Genomic DNA, 17473 nt, shown 5'->3' with positions numbered 1-17473 from the left:
CCGGAAGCCTGGGAAGGGTTCCGCCGTGCAGGGAAACGACAAGACGCTCCTGATCGCCTGCGGCGCGCTGGCGCGCGAGATCCTGGCGATCGACGCCGCCGGCGGCTGGGACCGCTTCGAGCTGCAATGCCTGCCGGCCAAGCTGCACAACCGCCCGGCCCTGATCCCCGAGGCCGTGCGCGGCGTGATCCGCGCCAATCGCGACCGTTTCGCGCGCATCCTGGTCGTCTACGGCGACTGCGGCACCGGCGGCCTTCTCGACCGGGTGCTCGAGGAAGAGGGCGTGAGCCGCATCGGCGGCGACCATTGCTATGAATTCTATACCGGCAGCACCGATTTCGCGGCCCTGATGGAGGCCGAGCCGGGCACCTTCTTCCTGACCGACTACCTGACCCGGCAGTTCGACAGCCTGGTCTGGACCGGGCTCGGGCTCGACCGCCACCCGGAACTGCTGCCGGATTATTTCGGCAATTACAGCCGGCTCGTCTACCTGGCGCAGCGCGACGATCCGACCCTGGTGCGCAAGGCGGAGGAGGCGGCGGCGCGGCTCGGCCTCGCCTTCGAGCTCCGTCGCACGGGCTATGGCGAGCTTGCCGACTTCATGGCCGCAGCCAGCGTCGACAGGGTCTCCTGATGGGCACGCTCACCGTCCTCTACTGGCGCGACATCCCGGCCCAGGTGATCGCGAGGGCTGGCCGGAACAAGGTCGGCCGGCAACTGGACGAACGATTCGAGAAGGCGATCGACCGGGCCGCCATGCGCTCGAAGACGCGCGACAGCGACGCCTATCTGGCCGAATGGCGGCGCAGCGACGGCGAGCCCTGCGGCGACGACCTCGAGCAGGCGGTGGCCGCGCGGGTCGCCGAGATCGAGGCCGCGTTCGACGATGCCCGCCTGGACGAACTGGTCGCCGCCGGCGGTCATGCCGGGGTCGACGACGGAACGGGGTGAGACCATGTATCGGGTGCGTCTCTGGTCGATCCGCCATGCCCGCCTGATGGAGCGGCTTTACGATACCTTCGAGGGGACGCTGCTCCGGCTCGATCCGCTGCTTCGCCGGATCGGCTACGCCCGCCTGGAAAGGCCGGTCGCGACGGTGGAGCGCGGCGTGAAGGGTTTCCTGTTCGATTGCCGGATGTGCGGCCAGTGCGTGTTGTCATCGACCGGCATGTCCTGCCCGATGAACTGCCCGAAGACGCTTCGCAACGGGCCCTGCGGCGGGGTCCGGCCGAACGGCCATTGCGAGGTGCGGCCCGAGATGCGCTGCGTCTGGGTCGAGGCCTGGCGCGGCGCGGCACTGATGAATAAGGGCGAGGCGATTATGACCGTGCAGGGCCCGGTCGATCATTCCCTGCAGGGGAGTTCGGCCTGGCTGCGCCGTATCCGTGAGCTTGCCGACGCGCGCGCGGCCGGCCGGGCCGGCGATGATGCCGCCGCCGTTCCCGGCCGGTCGCCCGCATCGTGACCCCGCAGGGCCTCTACGATCCCGGTGACCCGCTCGCGCCGTTGCCGGGCTACAGTTCCACGGGCCGGCTGGAACGGGTGCTGCGCTCGGGCCGCTTCGCGGTCACGGCGGAACTCAACCCGCCCGACTCCGCCGACCCGGAGGATGTCTTCGAGCGTGCCCGGCCGCTCGCCGAGGTTTGCGACGCGATCAACGCGACCGATGCCTCCGGCGCCAACTGCCACATGTCCTCGATCGGCATCTGCTCGCTGCTGAGCCGGGCCGGCTACGCGGCGGTGCTGCAGGTCTCCTGCCGCGACCGCAACCGGATCGCGATCCAGGGCGACCTGCTCGGCGCCGCGGCGATGGGGGTGAGCAACGTGCTCTGCCTGACCGGCGACGGCGTTGGTGTCGGCGACCAGCCCGGCGCCCGCCCGGTCTTCGATTTCGACTGCATGTCGCTGCTGGAAGCGGCGCGGGGGATGCGCGACGACGGCCGCTTCCTGTCCGGCCGGCAGATCACCAAGCCGCCGCGCTTCCTGCTCGGCGCCGCCGCCAACCCGTTCGTCCCACCCTACGACGCCCGGGCCGACCGGCTCGCCAAGAAGATCGCCGCCGGGGCCGAGTTCGTGCAGACCCAGTACTGCTACGACCTGCCGCTTCTGGAGCGTTACATGGCGCGGGTGAGGGATATGGGCCTGCACGAGCGCTGTTTCATTCTGGTCGGGGTCGGGCCGCTGGCCTCGGCCCGGGCGGCGAAATGGATCCGTGGCAACGTCCCCGGAATCCACATACCCGACGCGGTGATCCGGCGCCTCGAGGGGGCGGAGAACCAGAAGCGGGAAGGGCGGCGGATCTGTGTCGAACTGATACAGCAGATCCGCCAGATTGCAGGGGTATCGGGCGTCCACGTGATGGCCTACCGGCAGGAGGAACTGGTCTCCGAGATCATCCTCGAATCCGGGGTCCTGTCAGGGCGGCAGCCGGTCGCGCGACGTCGTGGCAGGCGCAGCGAGGCGATGAGGGAGAAACCATGACGGATACCGTACTGAGCTCGGCCTCGCGCGAGGTTGTCATCGGCTTCGACCGGCCGTTCGTGATCATCGGCGAGCGGATCAACCCGACCGGGCGCAAGCTGCTCGCCGCCGAGATGGCGGCCGGCGACTACAGCCGGGTCGAGTCGGACGCGCTCGCCCAGGTTGCCGCCGGCGCGCAGATGCTCGACGTCAATGCCGGCGTGCCGATGACCGACGAGCCGAAGCTGCTCGCCGATTGCGTGAAACTCGTGCAGAGCGTTACCGACGTGCCGCTCTGCATCGATTCCTCGATCGTCGCGGCGCTTGAGGCAGGCCTTGCCGTCTACCAGGGCAAGGCGCTGGTCAACTCGGTCACCGGCGAGGAGGAACGCCTTGAATCGGTGCTGCCGCTGGTCGCCCGGCACGGCGCGGCGGTGATCGCGATTTCCAACGACGAGACCGGGATTTCCGAGGATCCGGACGAGCGTTTCGCGGTTGCAAAGCGGATCGTCGAGCGGGCTCAGGATTACGGCATCAAGCCGGCCGACGTGATCGTCGATCCGCTGGTCATGCCGATCGGCGCCATCGGCGTCGCCGGGCGGACCGCCTTCACGATCATCCGCCGGCTGCGCGAGGAGCTGAAGGTGAATACCTCCTGCGGCGCCTCCAACATCAGTTTCGGCCTGCCGAACCGGCGCGGCCTCGACGGTGCCTTCCTGCCGATGGCGATGGCCGCCGGGATGACCTCGGCGATCACCAATCCGCTGCACCCCGAGATCACCACGGCGGTTCGCGCCGGCAACGTGCTGCTCGGCCACGACAAGGACTGCCGGGCCTGGATCCGGGCCTTTCGCGAACCCGGGGCGGAACCGGAGGCGGATACGGGCGGGCGGCGACGGGAACGGCGCCGGCGTCGCGAGGGGTAAGGCGTAACGGTCAGGCAGAGCGATGAACGAGACGGTACGAGTCGTTTTCACGCCCTCGGGCAGGCGTGGCAGTTTTCCGGTCGGGACGGCCGTTCTCGACGCCGCCCGGGCGCTCGGCGTTGATATCGATTCCGTCTGTGGCGGGCGCGCCATCTGCGGCCGCTGCCAGGTCGCGCAGCCGGCCGGCGAATTCTCCAAGTTCCAGATCAGCGCGACCGCGACCAGCCTGACGCCGGCGGAGGAGGGGGAGGCGCGCTGCGCCGCCCGCGGCAAGCTGGCCGAGGGCAACCGGCTGAGCTGCCAGGCCCGGCTGCTCGGCGACGCGGTCATCGACGTCCCGCCGGAAAGCCAGGTGCATCGCCAGATCGTGCGCAAGCGCGTCGAGATGCGGGCGATCGAGAACGACCCGGTCACCCGGCTCTATTACGTCGAGGTCCGCGAGCCCGACATGCACGACCCGTCCGGCGATCTCCGCCGCCTGTTCGAGGCGCTGGAGCGGGAATGGGGCCTGGTCGAGCTCGAGGCCGACATCGCCGTGATCCGCAGCCTTCAGACGACCCTCCGCACCGGCAAATGGGCGGTGACGGCGGCCGTTCGCAACAGCCGCGAACTGATCGCCCTCTGGCCGGGCTTCGAGGACCGGCTCTACGGGATCGCCGTCGATGTCGGCTCGACAACGATCTCGCTGCAGCTTTGCGAACTCCTGAACGGCAAGGTGCTGGCGGCGGAAGGGGCGATGAACCCGCAGATCCGTTTCGGCGAGGACCTGATGAGCCGGGTTTCCTACGTCATGATGCATCCCGAAGGGGCGGCGGAGATGACGGCGGTCGTGCGCCGGGCGATCCGCGACCTCGCGACCCGGGCGGCCGAGGCGGCCGGGGTGGAGAGCGATCACATCGTCGAACTGGTGATCGTCGGGAACCCGATCATGCATCACCTGGTGCTCGGCATCGATCCGCAGGAGCTCGGCGGCGCGCCCTTCGCGCTGGCCGTGGACAATGCGGTGACGGTGATGGCCGGCGAACTGGATCTTGCCTTCCATCCCGGCGCGCGGGCCTATTTCCTGCCCTGCATCGCGGGCCATGTGGGCGCCGATTGCGCCGCCGCGATGCTCTCGGAGTCGCCCCACCTCGCCGACGCGCTGACGCTCATGGTCGATGTCGGGACGAACGCGGAAATCGTCCTCGGTACCCGCGAACGCATCCTCGCCTGTTCCTCGCCGACCGGCCCGGCCTTCGAGGGGGCGCAGATTTCCTCCGGCCAGCGCGCGGCGCCCGGCGCGATCGAGCGGGTCCGGATCGACCGGGAGACGCTGGAGCCGCGCTACCGGGTGATCGGCGACGAACGCTGGTCCGACGAGGCGGGCTTCGCCGGCAACGCGACCGGGATCTGCGGGTCGGGCATCATCGAGGTGATCGCCGAGCTGTTCCTGTCCGGCGTCATCACCCGCGACGGAGTGATCGACGGCGCCTCGGCGGCCCGCAACCCGGACCGGGTGATCGCCGACGGCCGCACCTTCTCCTACCGGCTGGTCACCGGCAGCCGGGAGATCCTGGTGACCCAGAACGATGTCCGCGCCATTCAGCTCGGCAAGGCCGCGCTCTATGCCGGCGTCAAGCTGCTGATGGACCGGCTCGGTGTCACGGCGGTCGAGCGCATCAACCTCGCCGGCGCCTTCGGCTCCTACATCGATCCGACTTACGCGATGGTCCTCGGGCTCATCCCGGACTGCGAGATCCCGCATGTCTCCTCGGCCGGCAATGCCGCCGGCACCGGCGCGCGGATCGCCCTGCTCAACAATGCGTCGCGAACCGAGATCGAGCAGGTCGTGCGGCGCGTCGAGAAGATCGAGACGGCCGTCGAGCCGCGCTTCCAGGAACATTTCGTGGATGCGATCGCGCTGCCCCATCGCCGCGACCCGTTTCCGAAGCTTCGCGCCGCGATCGTCGTGCCGGAGGCGGTCGACCCGGACGATTCGACGGCCGAGGGCGGCCGGCGCAATCGCCGGCGGAACCGGGGCCGCGACTGAGCGGGCGATTGCTCCCGGTCGCTTGACAGGGAACGCCCGGAAACGTTGGGCTGTTGTCTCCCGTGTCGTGACAAGGATATGAAAATGGCCGTGAAGCGTATCGTCGCCAATCTTGCCGTCGCCGACCCGGCGCGCGCGAATGCCTTCTATGGCGACCTGTTCGGCCTGAAGGTCGTCATGGACCATGGCTGGATCGTCACGCTCTCCAGCGGGGAGCGCATGGCGCCGCAACTGAGCGTGGCCAGCGAAGGCGGCTCGGGCACGGCGGTCCCGGTACTCTCGATCGAGGTCGACGATGTCGACGAGGTCCATGCCCGCGCCCGGTCGGGCGGCTGGGAGATCGTCTACGATCTGGTCGACGAACCCTGGGGCGTCCGGCGCTTCTACGTCCGTGATCCGTTCGGCAACGTCGTCAACGTGCTGAGCCACCTGCCCGCGTGACGGTGCTACCGGGTCAGGGCGTGAACTGCTCGTTCAGGATACGCTCTTCCAGATTGTGCTCGGCATCGAAGAGCAGGCGGAGGGTGATGTCGCGGGCCTCCGTGATCGTGACCCGCTCGACCTCGCGAACCTCGGTCGCGTCGGCGGTGGCGCTGACCGGCCGCTTGTAGGCCTCGAGGATCTCCATCTCGATGTTGACGGAGCGGGGCACCAGCGCGCCGCGCCAGCGTCGCGGCCGGAAGGCGCTGATCGGTGTCAGTGCGAGGACGCCTGCCGACAGCGGCAGGATCGGACCATGGGCCGACAGGTTGTAGGCGGTCGAGCCGGCCGGCGTGGAGACCAGCGCGCCGTCGCAGATCAATTCCGGGATCCGGATCTTGTCGTCGATGGAGATCTTGATCTTCGCCGCCTGGCGGGTCTGGCGGAGGAGGGCGACCTCGTTGATCGCGAGCGAGACCTGCTTGCTGCCGGAAATGTTGATCGCCTCCATGCGCAGCGGGTGGATCTCGCCCACTTCCGCGCTGTTGAGGCGCAATTCCAGGTTGTCGGCGTCGAAGGTATTCATCAGGAAGCCGACCGTGCCACGGTTCATGCCGTAGATCGGCAGTCCGGATTCCATGTTCCGGTGCAGCGTTTCCAGCATGAAGCCGTCCCCGCCGAGGGCCACGATCACGTCGGCATCCTTCACCTCCGCCTGTCCGTAACGTTCGATCAGGAGTTCCTTGGAGGCCTGAGCCGTCTCGCTTCGGCTTGCGGCGAAATGCAACTTGCTGAACGCCATCGAGACGTCTCCTTTGGACATAGAACCAGGTCGCGCCGCAGTATAGCGGAATGCAACGGCCGCGCTACCCGGGCCGGGATTACCCGCCGCTTATTGTGCGATCGCACCGGGCGCGTCATGATCGGCCGGCACGCCATGCCGCATCTCGTACCGAAGTGAGGATGTCCGATGAAAGTCATTGCCGTTGCCTGCATCGTCGTCGCCGCGCTCGGCATCGGAGCGAGCGAGGTCCGGGCGGCCGACGACGAACATGCCGGCTACTACTATCCGGGTCCGGCAACCGCCGAGCGATACGAGGCCCGCGCCCAGGTCATGCCGGATGCGAGCCGGACGATACGGCTCGGCTTTGTCACCGGGATGACCCAGGCCCAGTTCTCGCGACCCTATCCCCCGGATTACGCGATTTTCGCCAAGGGCGCCGAGGCCGAGAAACTGATCATCGTCGCCCTGAGCGACAGCAGTTACGCGACGATCTACCAGATGCGGGGCCTGCTCGCGCAGCTCACCGCGGTGGCACGGACGACCGATCTGTTCCGGGAATACGAGGTCGAGGACCTGTTCACCTTCTTCGACTTGGCGAAGCTTCTCGGGTTCACCCAGATCACCGTCTCGAACGGCCTGACCTACTCGCACCAAGTCTCGCTGGACTAGCGCCCGACCCCGTTGGCACGGGACGACGCGTCCCGGTCAGCCGCCGGTGACGCTCATGTGACGGGCGACGGCCGGCTTCCGGCCGGCGCGGTCGATGACGAAATCATGGCCCTTCGGCTTGCGCCCGATCGCCCGGTCGATTGCCGCCTCGATCAGGTCGTCTTCGGCGCTTTCACGGAGCGGCGCCCGCAGGTCGGCCGCGTCCTCCTGCCCGAGGCACATGTAGAGCGTGCCGGTGCAGGTGAGCCGCACACGATTGCAGGATTCGCAGAAATTGTGGCTCATCGGGGTGATGAAGCCGATCCGTCCGCCGGTCTCGGCCACGTCGGCATAGCGCGCGGGTCCGCCGGTCCGATAGCCGCTTTCGGTGAGCGTCCAGCGTTCGCCCAGCCGCTCGCGCACACCGTCGAGCGGGAGATACTGGTCGGTCCGGTCCCCGTCGATATCGCCGAGCGGCATGGTCTCGATCAGGGTCCAGTCGAATCCCTCGGCGCCGCACCAGTTGACGAAGCGATCGAACTCGCCCTCGTTGACGCCCTTGAGCGCCACCGTGTTGATCTTGACGCGGATGCCGGCCTGCTTGGCGGCCTCGATCCCGCCGAGCACCTGTTCGAGCCGCCCCCAGCGGGTGATCGCCTTGAACCGGTCCGCATCTAGGGTGTCGAGGGATACGTTGATGCGACGGACCCCGGATGCATAAAGCTGATCGGCGAAGCGGGCGAGCTGGCTGCCATTCGTGGTCAGCGTCAGCTCGTCAAGATTGCCGTCGGCGATATGGCGGCCGAGAGCGCCGATCAGGTTCATCACGTTGCGGCGGACGAGCGGTTCGCCGCCGGTCAGGCGCAGACGCCGCACGCCCTTGCGGATGAAGGCGCCGCACAGGCGCTCCAGTTCCTCAAGCGAGAGGATGTCCCGCTTCGGCAGGAAGGTCATGTCCTCGGACATGCAGTAGACGCAGCGGAAATCGCAGCGATCGGTCACCGAAACGCGGAGATAGGTGATTTCACGTCCGTACGGGTCGATCATGGAATGTGGCTCCGATTTTCCCCTCTGCCATCATAACATGGCGAAGCGGAGCCCGCGGGTAAAGAGCGGTGGCGCGATCGGAACGGGAAGGTGATGACCGCCAGCCGGAAAGGCGTCCGGCGCCGGCGCGCTAATTGAGCCGTTGCTGGAATTCCTGCCCGGCGTCGGTCAGGATCCGGTCGGCGTCCTCGGCCGACATCTGTCCGTAGGCGGCGAGCACGGCCTCGCGGCCGTTCGCTGCGGCAAGCGCGTTGCTGGCGCGGGCTCCGGCAAGGGCGTCGAAGATCGAGCCGAAGACGAGCCGGTCGATCGAGATCGCCCGGCAGGCCGCGATGAGCTCGTCCAGCGAGCCGTTCCGGACGATATGGCGTGCCAGTGCCGGCGCCATGTTGAGGCGACGGGCGAGGCCGAGCTCGAACAGTTCGACATTGTCGTCACGAAGACACTTGACGAGGAACCCGGCCGTGAGTTGGCCGGCGGCGTGAAGCTTTCCGATCAGCAGGTCGGGCCGCGCGGCGCGGTCCGGGTTGAGGGCGGTACCGAGCACCGCGTCGAGCGGTTCGGCGACCAGCCCCTGCAGGTCGAAGTTCCGGTAGATGTCGCGCTTCAGGTCCAGCGACACCGTGAGATAGAGCTTCTTCGCATTGTCGCTGTCGATGTCGCGGCGACGGGAAAGCGGGCCGTGCAACGCCGCGTTATCGGCGGCGAGGTCGATCAGCTGGCACATGACCGAGGTGGAGATCCGGGCCGTGAGATTGTCGACCAGGGCCTCGATGAGCTTCGGGTCGCCGATCTCGACCAGCGCTTCGGTGACGGCCTCGCCGATATTCTCGCGAACCGCGACAGCGAGCTGGTGGGGCAGGTCGCGCGCGCGGATCAGATCCAGCAGGTCGTTGTCGGTGAGCGCCGTGCAGCGCAGGATGACCGGCGTTGCGACCTCGATCGCGTCGTTGGCCAGGGCAATGGCGAGATCCCGGGGCGGCTCCGGCATGTCGGCGATCTGTTCCGCCAGTCCCAGGCGTACCGATACCTCGACGCTCGAGAGCAGCTGGCAGAGGATTTCCTCGGTCAGCCGGCGTTCGGCAGGTGTCAGGTTCGCGCTGCCGCGAACGAGCGTGCCGCTCAGTTCTCCAAACAGATGGCGACGACCTTCCGCGGAGCGGAGACGAGCCGGCGAGACCAGGTCTGGAGAGACATTGAATTGAGCTTCTGGCACTTCGGACACACTGGTTGATGGGATCTACTACTGAACTACGCACAGATTGCACCAGCAGGTTTAACAAAACCTGAAAGCGATTTCGGCGTTACGATCAATTTCAGAATCCGGTAACCAGAAATTGGGTCGGAGCAGGGAGTGCCGTTGCGGTCAGTCCTCGCCGGTGCCGACAGGCAGGCTGACGACAAACCGGCAGCTCTCGCCCCCCGCGCTCTCGAGGGTAACGTCACCGCCCATCAGGCGCGCAAGCTTGCGCGACAAGGTCAGGCCGAGGCCGACGCCCTCCTGCGGGCTGGTCATGACGCCTTCCTGGCCCTGCCGGAACGCATCGAAGATCGTCTCCCGCATTTCATCGGAGATGCCGGGGCCGTTGTCCCAGACCACGATATCGGCAAGCTGGCGCGTGGCATCCAGGCGCACGTCGATGCCGACCTTGCCGCCCGGCTGGGTGAACTTGACCGCGTTGCCGAGCAGGTTGACGAAGATCTGCAGGGTCCGCATCCCGTCGACCCGCAGGGTCATCGGGCCGTCGTAGGCGACCTCGCCGATATCGATGCCCCGGTCGCCGGCGCGCAGTTCGATCAGTGCCCGGGCGTCGCGGATGATGTCGGAGAGCGGGATCGGCGTCACGTTGATGGTGACGATGTCGTTCTCGATGCGGGCGATATCGAGGATATCCTCGATCAGGCTGAGCAGGTGCCGCCCGGCATTCAGGATGTTGTCGACGTAGCCCCGGTAGTGGTCGCTGAGCGCGCCGAAGGTCTCCAGCTTCATGACCTCGGCGAAGCCGATCACCGCGTTCAGCGGGGTGCGCAGCTCGTGGCTCATGTTGGCGAGGAACTCGCTTTTCGAGCGGATCGCGGAATTGGCTTCCTTGACCGCGAGTTCGAGCTGCAGATTCTTGTTGGTGAGTGCCTCGAGCGCCTTTTCCAGCTCGTTCTTGGAAGTGTTGGCCTCGTTCTCGGCGCTGAGGCGGGCGGTCACGTCGGTGCTGGTGCCGCGATAGCCGTCGAAATCGCCCTCTTCGTCGAAGACCGGAACGCCGTTCAGCAGGTAGTTCCGCGTCGTCCCGTCCGGGGTGTCGATCTCGAAGGGCGCATCGCGGAACGGGCTGTGGGCGCGGAAGGCGGAAGTGGCGATGTTCTCCAGGTCGTGTCCCGTCTCGGGTAGACGGCCGAGCTCGTGCAGGCGGCGCCCCTTGAGGAGCAGTGGCGGCAGGCCAAGGGCCTGGGTCACCGGATCGGAAACGAAGGTGAGGCGCAGCTTGGCGTCGGTTTCCCAGATCCAGTCGGACGCGGCGCGGGCGACATCGGAAAAGCGCTTCCGTTCGCGGCGGAGCCGTTCCTCGACCTCCGCCTCGCGGGTCGCGTCGATGAAGGTGGCGCCGACCGCGAGAAGTTGTTCGCCCTGGTCGCGGATCGGGAAATGGCGGCCGAGGAAGTGAAGCCGCTGGTTGCCGCAGTCATGGGTGATCCGCCGGGCGCTGATCCGGCCGTTGTCGGCGACTTCGCGGATGATCGCGAGATGCTGGTCGGGCAGCGAGGGCAGGGTGCCGCCGGCACTGCCGCCCGGCAGCCGGAAGGCGCGCCGGAAGGCGCTGTTGGCATAGATCAGGGTGCCGTCCTGTCGCGCCACGTAGGTCGGCGGCGCCTGCTCGAACAGCGCGTCGAAGAAGACGTTTCCGACGACCCCCTTCATCACCGTATCGGTACCCCGTCCGCGACCGGCCAATCGTTCGTCGACCGACGCGAGCCGCTCATTCTGTTGCCGGCTCATCAATAGCCCCCTGTCACCCACCAGATCGAATTCTTCGTTCTGCAGGACGGTCGCATGTCGGTTGTGCACCGATCAGACCGCTAATGCCCCTCACACCACTACGCTCTTGAGACTATTCATACACCATCGGCGACCGCTGTTCGATCACGCCATCGCCTCGAGCCGCTCGATCGCGGCAAGATACCCTTCGTCGCGCATCCAGTAGCGCAGCGCCGAATGGGCGCGCTGCACCGTCAACTTGTCGAAGAACTGCAGGATTGCCTGCAGCGTCGCCGGATCGGCGCCGCGGCCGCCCGGCTGCGCGCCGGCGCGCGTCAGCATGAAGATCGCGCCGAAGCTGGTCCGGTCGAAGCCGGCCGCGCGGCAGGCGACGGCGAGGCTCTCGCCACCCATGTCGAAGACGATGCGGCGCGCGATGAAGCGGTCGATACCGGCAATCCGCGCCAGGCCGGCGATGAAGACCGATACCTGGTTGTTGCGGAGCGACTGGACGAGAAAACGCTCGTTGAGTTCGCGGCGGGCCTCGAGCTCGGCAACGAGCTGCTCGGCCTCGGTCATGCGCGGCGACGTCGCCTCGTCGACGATCGACTGCGTGGCCGCCTCGAGCTCGTCGTCGAGCATGCCCTCGTCGACATCGAATTCACTCAGGATATGCTTGCGGAGCGCCGCCGAGACCCACCAGAACATGCGCTGGGCGAGGCGGGTCGGCAGGTCCTCGCGCTGCAGGAGCGGTTCCTGGAAGCGGTCGATGCGGCGCGATTCACTCACCAGGTAATCGAGCGCGCGCGCCGAGATCTCCGCCTCGTGATTCTCGATGAGGGCGCTGATCACGTCCTCGTCGCCGAAATCGATGAGCACGTCGGCGACGGCGGCACTCAGGCCCTCGCGCTGGGCGACGACAATCTGGTGTTCCTGTCCGCGATGCTTGATGACCTCGATGAGGTCGAGTTCCTCCAGCACCTTGCTGCGCAGAAGGATCGGCCGGGCAACCTCGATCTCGTCGTTGGCGAGCTGGTTGACGAGATCGCGCGGCGCCGCGTCGTTCGCAGCCAGCCGGTCGGAAAGGTCCCGTCGGACGGCCATTTCCATGCTGATGACGAGTTTGCGCAGGATGTCCGACATCATGGCCCGCTCACGGTCGTTCAGACGGCCGTTCGCACTCACGAACAGGTCGGACATATTCTCCATGAGCCGTTTCCGGCTCTCGGATCGCTTGTCCCGGGCCAGCGCAATCAGGCCCGATATGTACGCGTCGCCTGCTTCTACCATTACCGTACTGATAGGCCCCCTCCAATGCCTTCGCGCCGCCAATAGCCGATCATTATAGTCCCCCTGATCGGCTTTTCCGGCCTAACTTTCGGCGCCGGCTATTGCGTTGCTCAGAACCAAGCTGAAAATACGAACCTATCCCGTTACAATCCTTGATAGATTCATCTACCACACCCGATTCGCAGTTTACCAGTTCTTTCTTAAGCCCGTATTAAGTGCGGGCGCCCGGCCGGAGATTGTCGTCCAGGCGGCGTCGCCGGGCCGTTCGCCGCGGCGGAACCGGGCGCGGCGGCGGACAACCTGCGCATGTCATGACGGGCGTTACAATCGGGCGCGCCTCAACCGGTGTCGACCCGGGCCGGGCGGTGTTATCCTGCCGGCCGGCGACCGATCCCCCGGCCAGGGGGCGGGCCATGAACGGATAAGGGGCGGCATGGCGGCTGGAACTCGGCGCAAGCGGGAATCAAAGGAATGGCTGGCGCTCCTGCTGATCGGCGCCGGTTGCGCCGTTGCCGCCACGGTCGGCCCGAACCTGTTCGGGTTCGTCGAGCGAACCGAGAATTACGTCGCGGACCGCATGCAGGGAACGCTCGGCCGCAGCGAGCCGCTGGACGAGCGCATCGTGGTCGTGACGATCACCGAGGACACGCTGGCCGCGTTTCCCTACCGCTCGCCCGTGAACCGCGACTTTCTCGCCGATCTCGTCGAGGCGCTCGAGGCCCGCGAGGTCGCCGGGATCGCCATCGACATCCTGTTCGACCAGCGCACGCTCAGCGGCGTCGACGAGCGGCTGCGATCGGTTCTCACCGGCGCCAGCGTGCCGATCGTGGTGGCCACGGGCGACAGCAAGGCCGGCCTGACCGACGCGCAGCTCGCGTTCCAGCGGGATTACCTGGACGGGATCCTGACCGGCTACGCGGAATTGTCCCAGGCCGGTGATGGCAAGGTCCGCGACCTGCCGCTGCGCTTCGTCGTCGACGGAACCGAGGTTGACGGGCTCGCCCTGGCACTCGCCCGCAGCCTCGGCTTCGAGCCGTCGGAGGAGCCGCGCCGGCTGGCCTATCGCCAGGGGCCGGGGCCGGATGCTGCCGCCTTCGCCGCCTACGATGCCGCCTGGGTTGTCAGGCGGAACGACGACGGGAGCTGGGTCCTGCCGGCCGACTGGTTCGCCGGCCGGGCCGTCTTCATCGGCGCCGACCAGCCGCAGAGCGACCGCCACGGAACGCCGTTCGGTGCCGATTTCCAGAGTCACACGCGGGAGATGCCGGGCGTGCTGATCCATGCCCACGCCTTTGCCCAGATGATCGATGGCCGGCGCCTGCCGCTGGCCTCGACCTTCCTGCGGGCGGTCGTCTGTACCCTCGCGGTGCTGTTCGGGATGATCCTCGTTCACTGGCGCATCAACATCGCGGGGCGCCTGGCGCTGGTCGTGATCGGCGGGCCGACGCTGGTGACCGGCGTCGCGATCCTGGTCTTCTATTATGGCGGCCTGCTGCTGCCGGTGGTGGCGCCGTCGGCGGGCCTGCTGCTCGGGAGCTTCCTGAAGGAAGCCTACGAACGCGGGCGCCAGTGGAAGCAGCGCCAGACCATCCGCCGCGCCTTCACCGCCTTCGTGCCGCCGGAGATCGTGCAGGAACTGGAGGAGGATCCCGACCGTCTCGCCGTGCATGGCGAGAAGCGCGAGATGACCTTCATCTTCACCGATGTCGCGGGCTTCACGACGCTTTCCGAATCGACCCGGCCGCGCTTCCTCGTGCCGCTTCTGAACAGCTATCTCGACGGCATGAGCCAGATCGTGCTGAAGCACGGCGGGACGATCGACAAGTTCGTCGGCGACGCGGTGGTCGCCTTCTTCGGCGCCCCGAAGCCGATGGAGAACCATCAGCAGCGGGCACTCGCCTGCGCGCTCGAAATGGACGAATTCGCCGAACGCTTCCGCGAGGAACAGCGCCAGAAGGGCATCACCTTCGGCCACACCCGCATCGGCCTCCATGCCGGCGAGGCCACGGTCGGCAATTTCGGCGGCGAGAAGCGCTTCGACTACACGGCGATCGGCGACGTGGTGAACACCGCCGCCCGGCTGGAGGGCATGAACAAGTATTTCGGCACCCGCATCCTGGTCAGCAGCGCGGTCGCGGACTGTGCCTCCGGTTACGTGTTCCGTCCCGTGGGCGACGTGGTCGCGATGGGCAAGGAAACCGGCATCACGGTCTGCGAACCGTTGTCCGGCGAGCGCGCCGGGGATCCGTCGGTCGAGCGTTACGCCCGTGCATTCGCCTTGCTGATCGACAATGATGTGACGGCCGCCAAGGCGGCGTTCACCGAATTGCATCATATATATGGGCAAGACGGCTTGATCGCGTTCCACCACAGGCGTCTGCAGAAGGGCGAAGGCGGAGCGCGCGTCGTAATGGAAGGAAAATAGTGATGAAGCGCATTCCCGGGCTGCCCCTGATCGTCGCGTTGACGCTGTCCCTGCCTCTGGCAAGCGCGTTCGCGGCCGAACTCGTGGTCATCAAATCGACCGCCCAGGCCTATCAGCCGGGCCAGCAGGTGGCGGCCGGCGCAAAGATCGCGCTCGGCAAGGGGGAAACGCTGACGCTGCTGTCGCAAAGCGGCAAGCCGATTTCCTTCAAGGGCCCGTTCGACGGGGTCGCGGCGGATTCGGGCGGCGGCGATGCCAACCTGCTGAAGCGGATCAGCGTGTTCATGAGGGAACAGAAGGCGGGCGGCGCCAAGCTCGGCGCGACGCGCGACGGCGGCGGCCCGACCTCGGGCGAGATCTGGGCGATCAACGCGGAGAAGTCGGGCACCTATTGCGTGGCTGACGGCAAGACCGCGAATTTCTGGCGCGAGGGCAAGTCCGGCAAGGGCTCGGCCTCGGTCAAGGAAGTCGCCCGCAACAAGCGCGGCGACCTGCGCTGGAAGGCCGGCGAACCGCTGACGGCCTGGCCGGACGGCGTGCCGCTCAAGGATGGCGGCGAGTATCTCGTCCAGATGCAGGGCGCGTTCACCGCGTCCCGGCTGACCGTCCACCTCGTGCCCGGCGGGCTGGATGGCCCGGTTCGGGAGGCCGCCTACATGATCGACAAGGGGTGCCGCGAGCAGGCGCAACTGCTGCTGGAAAGCCTCGGCTGAGCGTCGCCGGTTCGACGGCGGACGGCGGCCCTTCACCAACTTTTAACTCCTGGCGCGGTATGCCGGAATCATGTTGGACAACGCCGCCTTCGCAAACCGCACCACCGAGGCCAGCCCCGTGACCTCCGGCCTGGAGAATTATCATGAGCTCACCCGGCTCATCGAGCGTTTGCACCGTCGCTTTCTCGACGTGCTGCGCGGCGAACTGAACCGGCGCGAGATCGAGGACATCAATGCGGTCCAGGCCCTGCTGCTGGTCAATATCGGCGACGAAGAGATCAATGTCCGCGAGTTGATGAACCGCGGCTACTATCTCGGCTCGAACGCCTCCTACAATCTCAAGAAGCTGGTCGAGACCGGCTATATCGTGCAGCAGAAATCGCCGCATGATCGCCGGGCGACGCTGATCAGCGTGACCGAGAAGGGCCGCGAGCTCTGCCGCGCGATCGACCTGTTCGAGAAGAAGCAGGAAGAAGCCCTGGGGAAACAGAACCCGCCCTTCGACCTCAACGAGACGCACCAGACGCTGCGCCGTCTCGAACGGTTCTGGTCCGATCTGATGAACTACGGGCTCTGACGGCCCGCGAGTTGCCGCCGGCGCCGCGGCGGACCCGGGCGGGATCGCCGGGGCCGCGGAAGAGCCGGCCAAGGGGGCGCAGAAGTGCCGCCTTAGTAAAGCATTAACCGCTTTCCTTCTAACTTTGGACTTCGATGGACGCGGGCGGGCAGGGGCTGAATCCTCGCCCCCCGAGACCGCGGCCGATGCTTGCCGGAAGGAACGAGGCGGACATGGCACTGAAACTGTCGCTGAAGCCGAACGAACAACTGGTCGTGAACGGTGCCGTGATCGCCAATGGCGACCGGCGCTCCAATCTCGTGATCAAGAACCGCGCCGCGATCCTGCGCGAGCGCGACATCCTCCAGGAAAGCGACGTCAACTCGCCCGCCCGGCGGATCTATTTCTCGGTCATGATGATGTATATCGACGAGGCGAACCGGGCCACCTACTACGAGGAATTCGTGGTCCGGATGACCGAACTGATGGCCGCGCTTGTCAGCGGCGAGGGCAAGACGCTTTGCGTCGCCGTCAGCAAGGAGGTCATGGACGCGCGCTACTACAAGGCGCTCGCCCTGGCCAAGCGTTTGATCGCGTATGAGAAGGAAAGGCTTGGCGATGCTTCAGGCGTATCAGCAGATACAGAAGAACACCGGCAGTCCGCGTAGCGTCGAGTATCGCCTCTTCGCGCAGGTTACCCGGGCCCTCATCGAGGCCCGCGAGATGAAGCCCTACGAACGCAAGTTCGTCGATGCCGTGCATTGGAACCGTCAGGTCTGGAATGCGCTGAGCAACGACCTGTCCCAGGAGGCGAACGGCCTGCCGGCCGCGCTTCGCGCCAACCTGATCTCGATCGCGCTCTGGGTCGGCAAGTACAGCTCCCAGACGATGCGTGGCGATGCCGACATTTCCGCCCTCATCGACGTCAACCGGAACATCATGGAAGGCCTTGCCGCGCGCCAGGCCGCCGAGCCCGCCGGCTGAACCCGGATCGGCAATTTCTGCCGGTCGCGGCAGATTTTGCCGGGCAAGAACTGCCGCCGAGCCAGATCTGCCGCCCGGCAATTCCGACACCCGGCAATAATTATCCAGGCAAAACAATCCACTAGGGGAAACTCGCCAAACTGGTACGCGACTTGCTGTGTAAGGGACGTGGGCAAAATGCCCCGGAGCAGAACGCTCAGACCCTAGAACAGGAGTACCG

The 17473-nt window shown here is 66.8% G+C and carries 18 protein-coding genes; 13 read left to right on the top strand and 5 right to left on the bottom strand.

Annotated elements, in window-relative coordinates; genetic code table 11:
• Nucleotides 1-25 precede the first annotated feature (25 nt).
• The 7 genes from OCH7691_RS21400 (at nucleotide 26) to OCH7691_RS21370 (ending at nucleotide 5856) form a co-directional block, all read left to right on the top strand.
• Nucleotides 26-634, top strand: coding sequence for a DUF1638 domain-containing protein (locus OCH7691_RS21400; RefSeq protein ID WP_217808189.1), 609 nt, complete (start codon nucleotides 26-28; stop codon nucleotides 632-634).
• A complete protein-coding gene (locus tag OCH7691_RS21395) occupies nucleotides 634-951 on the top strand; it encodes a virulence factor (RefSeq protein WP_085885656.1) in 318 nt (105 codons plus the stop codon). Before OCH7691_RS21400 ends, OCH7691_RS21395 begins: the two co-directional genes overlap by 1 nt.
• A complete protein-coding gene (locus OCH7691_RS21390) occupies nucleotides 887-1465 on the top strand; it encodes a methylenetetrahydrofolate reductase C-terminal domain-containing protein (protein WP_085885655.1) in 579 nt (192 codons plus the stop codon). The genes OCH7691_RS21395 and OCH7691_RS21390 overlap by 65 nt, the downstream gene beginning before the upstream one ends.
• Nucleotides 1462-2481 (top strand): methylenetetrahydrofolate reductase, encoded by a 1020-nt coding sequence (locus OCH7691_RS21385; protein ID WP_085885654.1) that lies wholly within the window; start codon nucleotides 1462-1464, stop codon nucleotides 2479-2481. Before OCH7691_RS21390 ends, OCH7691_RS21385 begins: the two co-directional genes overlap by 4 nt.
• Nucleotides 2478-3386, top strand: a complete 909-nt coding sequence (locus OCH7691_RS21380) for a methyltetrahydrofolate cobalamin methyltransferase (RefSeq protein WP_085885653.1) — start codon at nucleotides 2478-2480, stop codon at nucleotides 3384-3386. Before OCH7691_RS21385 ends, OCH7691_RS21380 begins: the two co-directional genes overlap by 4 nt.
• A 22-nt stretch (nucleotides 3387-3408) precedes the next feature.
• The gene (locus tag OCH7691_RS21375; RefSeq protein ID WP_085885652.1) at nucleotides 3409-5415 is read left to right on the top strand and encodes an ASKHA domain-containing protein; all 2007 of its coding nucleotides are present in this window, start codon (nucleotides 3409-3411) and stop codon (nucleotides 5413-5415) included.
• An 84-nt stretch (nucleotides 5416-5499) separates the two neighbouring features.
• Nucleotides 5500-5856, top strand: coding sequence for a VOC family protein (locus OCH7691_RS21370; protein WP_085885722.1), 357 nt, complete (start codon nucleotides 5500-5502; stop codon nucleotides 5854-5856).
• A 13-nt stretch (nucleotides 5857-5869) separates the two neighbouring features.
• On the opposite strand, the gene OCH7691_RS21365 is transcribed toward OCH7691_RS21370, so the two are convergent.
• On the bottom strand, nucleotides 5870-6637 hold the full coding sequence (locus OCH7691_RS21365; RefSeq protein WP_085885651.1) for an NAD kinase: 768 nt from the start codon (nucleotides 6635-6637) through the stop codon (nucleotides 5870-5872).
• A 168-nt stretch (nucleotides 6638-6805) separates the two neighbouring features.
• Here OCH7691_RS21365 and OCH7691_RS21360 point away from each other — a divergent pair, with 168 nt between their 5' ends.
• Nucleotides 6806-7288 carry a hypothetical protein gene (locus tag OCH7691_RS21360; RefSeq protein ID WP_085885650.1) on the top strand — a complete coding sequence of 161 codons (483 nt, stop codon included), beginning with the start codon at nucleotides 6806-6808 and terminating at the stop codon, nucleotides 7286-7288.
• Nucleotides 7289-7324: 36 nt separating this feature from the next.
• Here OCH7691_RS21360 and moaA read toward each other — a convergent pair whose 3' ends face one another.
• The 4 genes from moaA to OCH7691_RS21340 all read right to left on the bottom strand — a co-directional run bounded on the left by moaA (nucleotide 7325) and on the right by OCH7691_RS21340 (nucleotide 12494).
• Nucleotides 7325-8314 (bottom strand): GTP 3',8-cyclase MoaA, encoded by a 990-nt coding sequence (gene moaA, locus OCH7691_RS21355; protein ID WP_085885649.1) that lies wholly within the window; start codon nucleotides 8312-8314, stop codon nucleotides 7325-7327.
• A gap of 130 nt (nucleotides 8315-8444) precedes the next feature.
• Nucleotides 8445-9530: a DUF2336 domain-containing protein gene (locus tag OCH7691_RS21350; RefSeq protein WP_085885648.1), complete on the bottom strand. Its 1086-nt coding sequence runs from the start codon at nucleotides 9528-9530 to the stop codon at nucleotides 8445-8447.
• A 150-nt stretch (nucleotides 9531-9680) separates the two neighbouring features.
• Entirely contained in the window at nucleotides 9681-11306 is a 1626-nt protein-coding gene (locus OCH7691_RS21345) for a sensor histidine kinase (protein ID WP_085885647.1), read from the bottom strand.
• A gap of 144 nt (nucleotides 11307-11450) precedes the next feature.
• Nucleotides 11451-12494: a DUF2336 domain-containing protein gene (locus OCH7691_RS21340; protein ID WP_176245199.1), complete on the bottom strand. Its 1044-nt coding sequence runs from the start codon at nucleotides 12492-12494 to the stop codon at nucleotides 11451-11453.
• Nucleotides 12495-13008: 514 nt separating this feature from the next.
• On the opposite strand from OCH7691_RS21340, the gene OCH7691_RS21335 reads away from it, so the two are divergent.
• The 5 genes from OCH7691_RS21335 to flaF all read left to right on the top strand — a co-directional run bounded on the left by OCH7691_RS21335 (nucleotide 13009) and on the right by flaF (nucleotide 17253).
• On the top strand, nucleotides 13009-15000 hold the full coding sequence (locus OCH7691_RS21335) for an adenylate/guanylate cyclase domain-containing protein (protein ID WP_085885645.1): 1992 nt from the start codon (nucleotides 13009-13011) through the stop codon (nucleotides 14998-15000).
• Nucleotides 15001-15002: 2 nt separating this feature from the next.
• Complete coding sequence (locus OCH7691_RS21330) at nucleotides 15003-15713, top strand: hypothetical protein (protein WP_085885644.1); 711 nt, start codon at nucleotides 15003-15005, stop codon at nucleotides 15711-15713.
• Nucleotides 15714-15783: 70 nt separating this feature from the next.
• Nucleotides 15784-16290: a MarR family winged helix-turn-helix transcriptional regulator gene (locus OCH7691_RS21325; RefSeq protein WP_085885643.1), complete on the top strand. Its 507-nt coding sequence runs from the start codon at nucleotides 15784-15786 to the stop codon at nucleotides 16288-16290.
• Nucleotides 16291-16502: 212 nt separating this feature from the next.
• Nucleotides 16503-16937 (top strand): flagellar biosynthesis repressor FlbT, encoded by a 435-nt coding sequence (flbT, locus tag OCH7691_RS21320; RefSeq protein WP_085885721.1) that lies wholly within the window; start codon nucleotides 16503-16505, stop codon nucleotides 16935-16937.
• Nucleotides 16888-17253: a flagellar biosynthesis regulator FlaF gene (gene flaF / locus OCH7691_RS21315; RefSeq protein ID WP_085885642.1), complete on the top strand. Its 366-nt coding sequence runs from the start codon at nucleotides 16888-16890 to the stop codon at nucleotides 17251-17253. The genes flbT and flaF overlap by 50 nt, the downstream gene beginning before the upstream one ends.
• Nucleotides 17254-17473: the final 220 nt, after the last annotated feature.

This window comes from Oceanibacterium hippocampi, from assembly GCF_900172325.1.
In the GTDB taxonomy this organism is placed as follows: Bacteria; Pseudomonadota; Alphaproteobacteria; order Sneathiellales; family Sneathiellaceae; genus Oceanibacterium; species Oceanibacterium hippocampi.
Note: the sequence above shows the minus strand (reverse complement) of the source record. Positions and strands in the feature narration are given on the sequence as shown.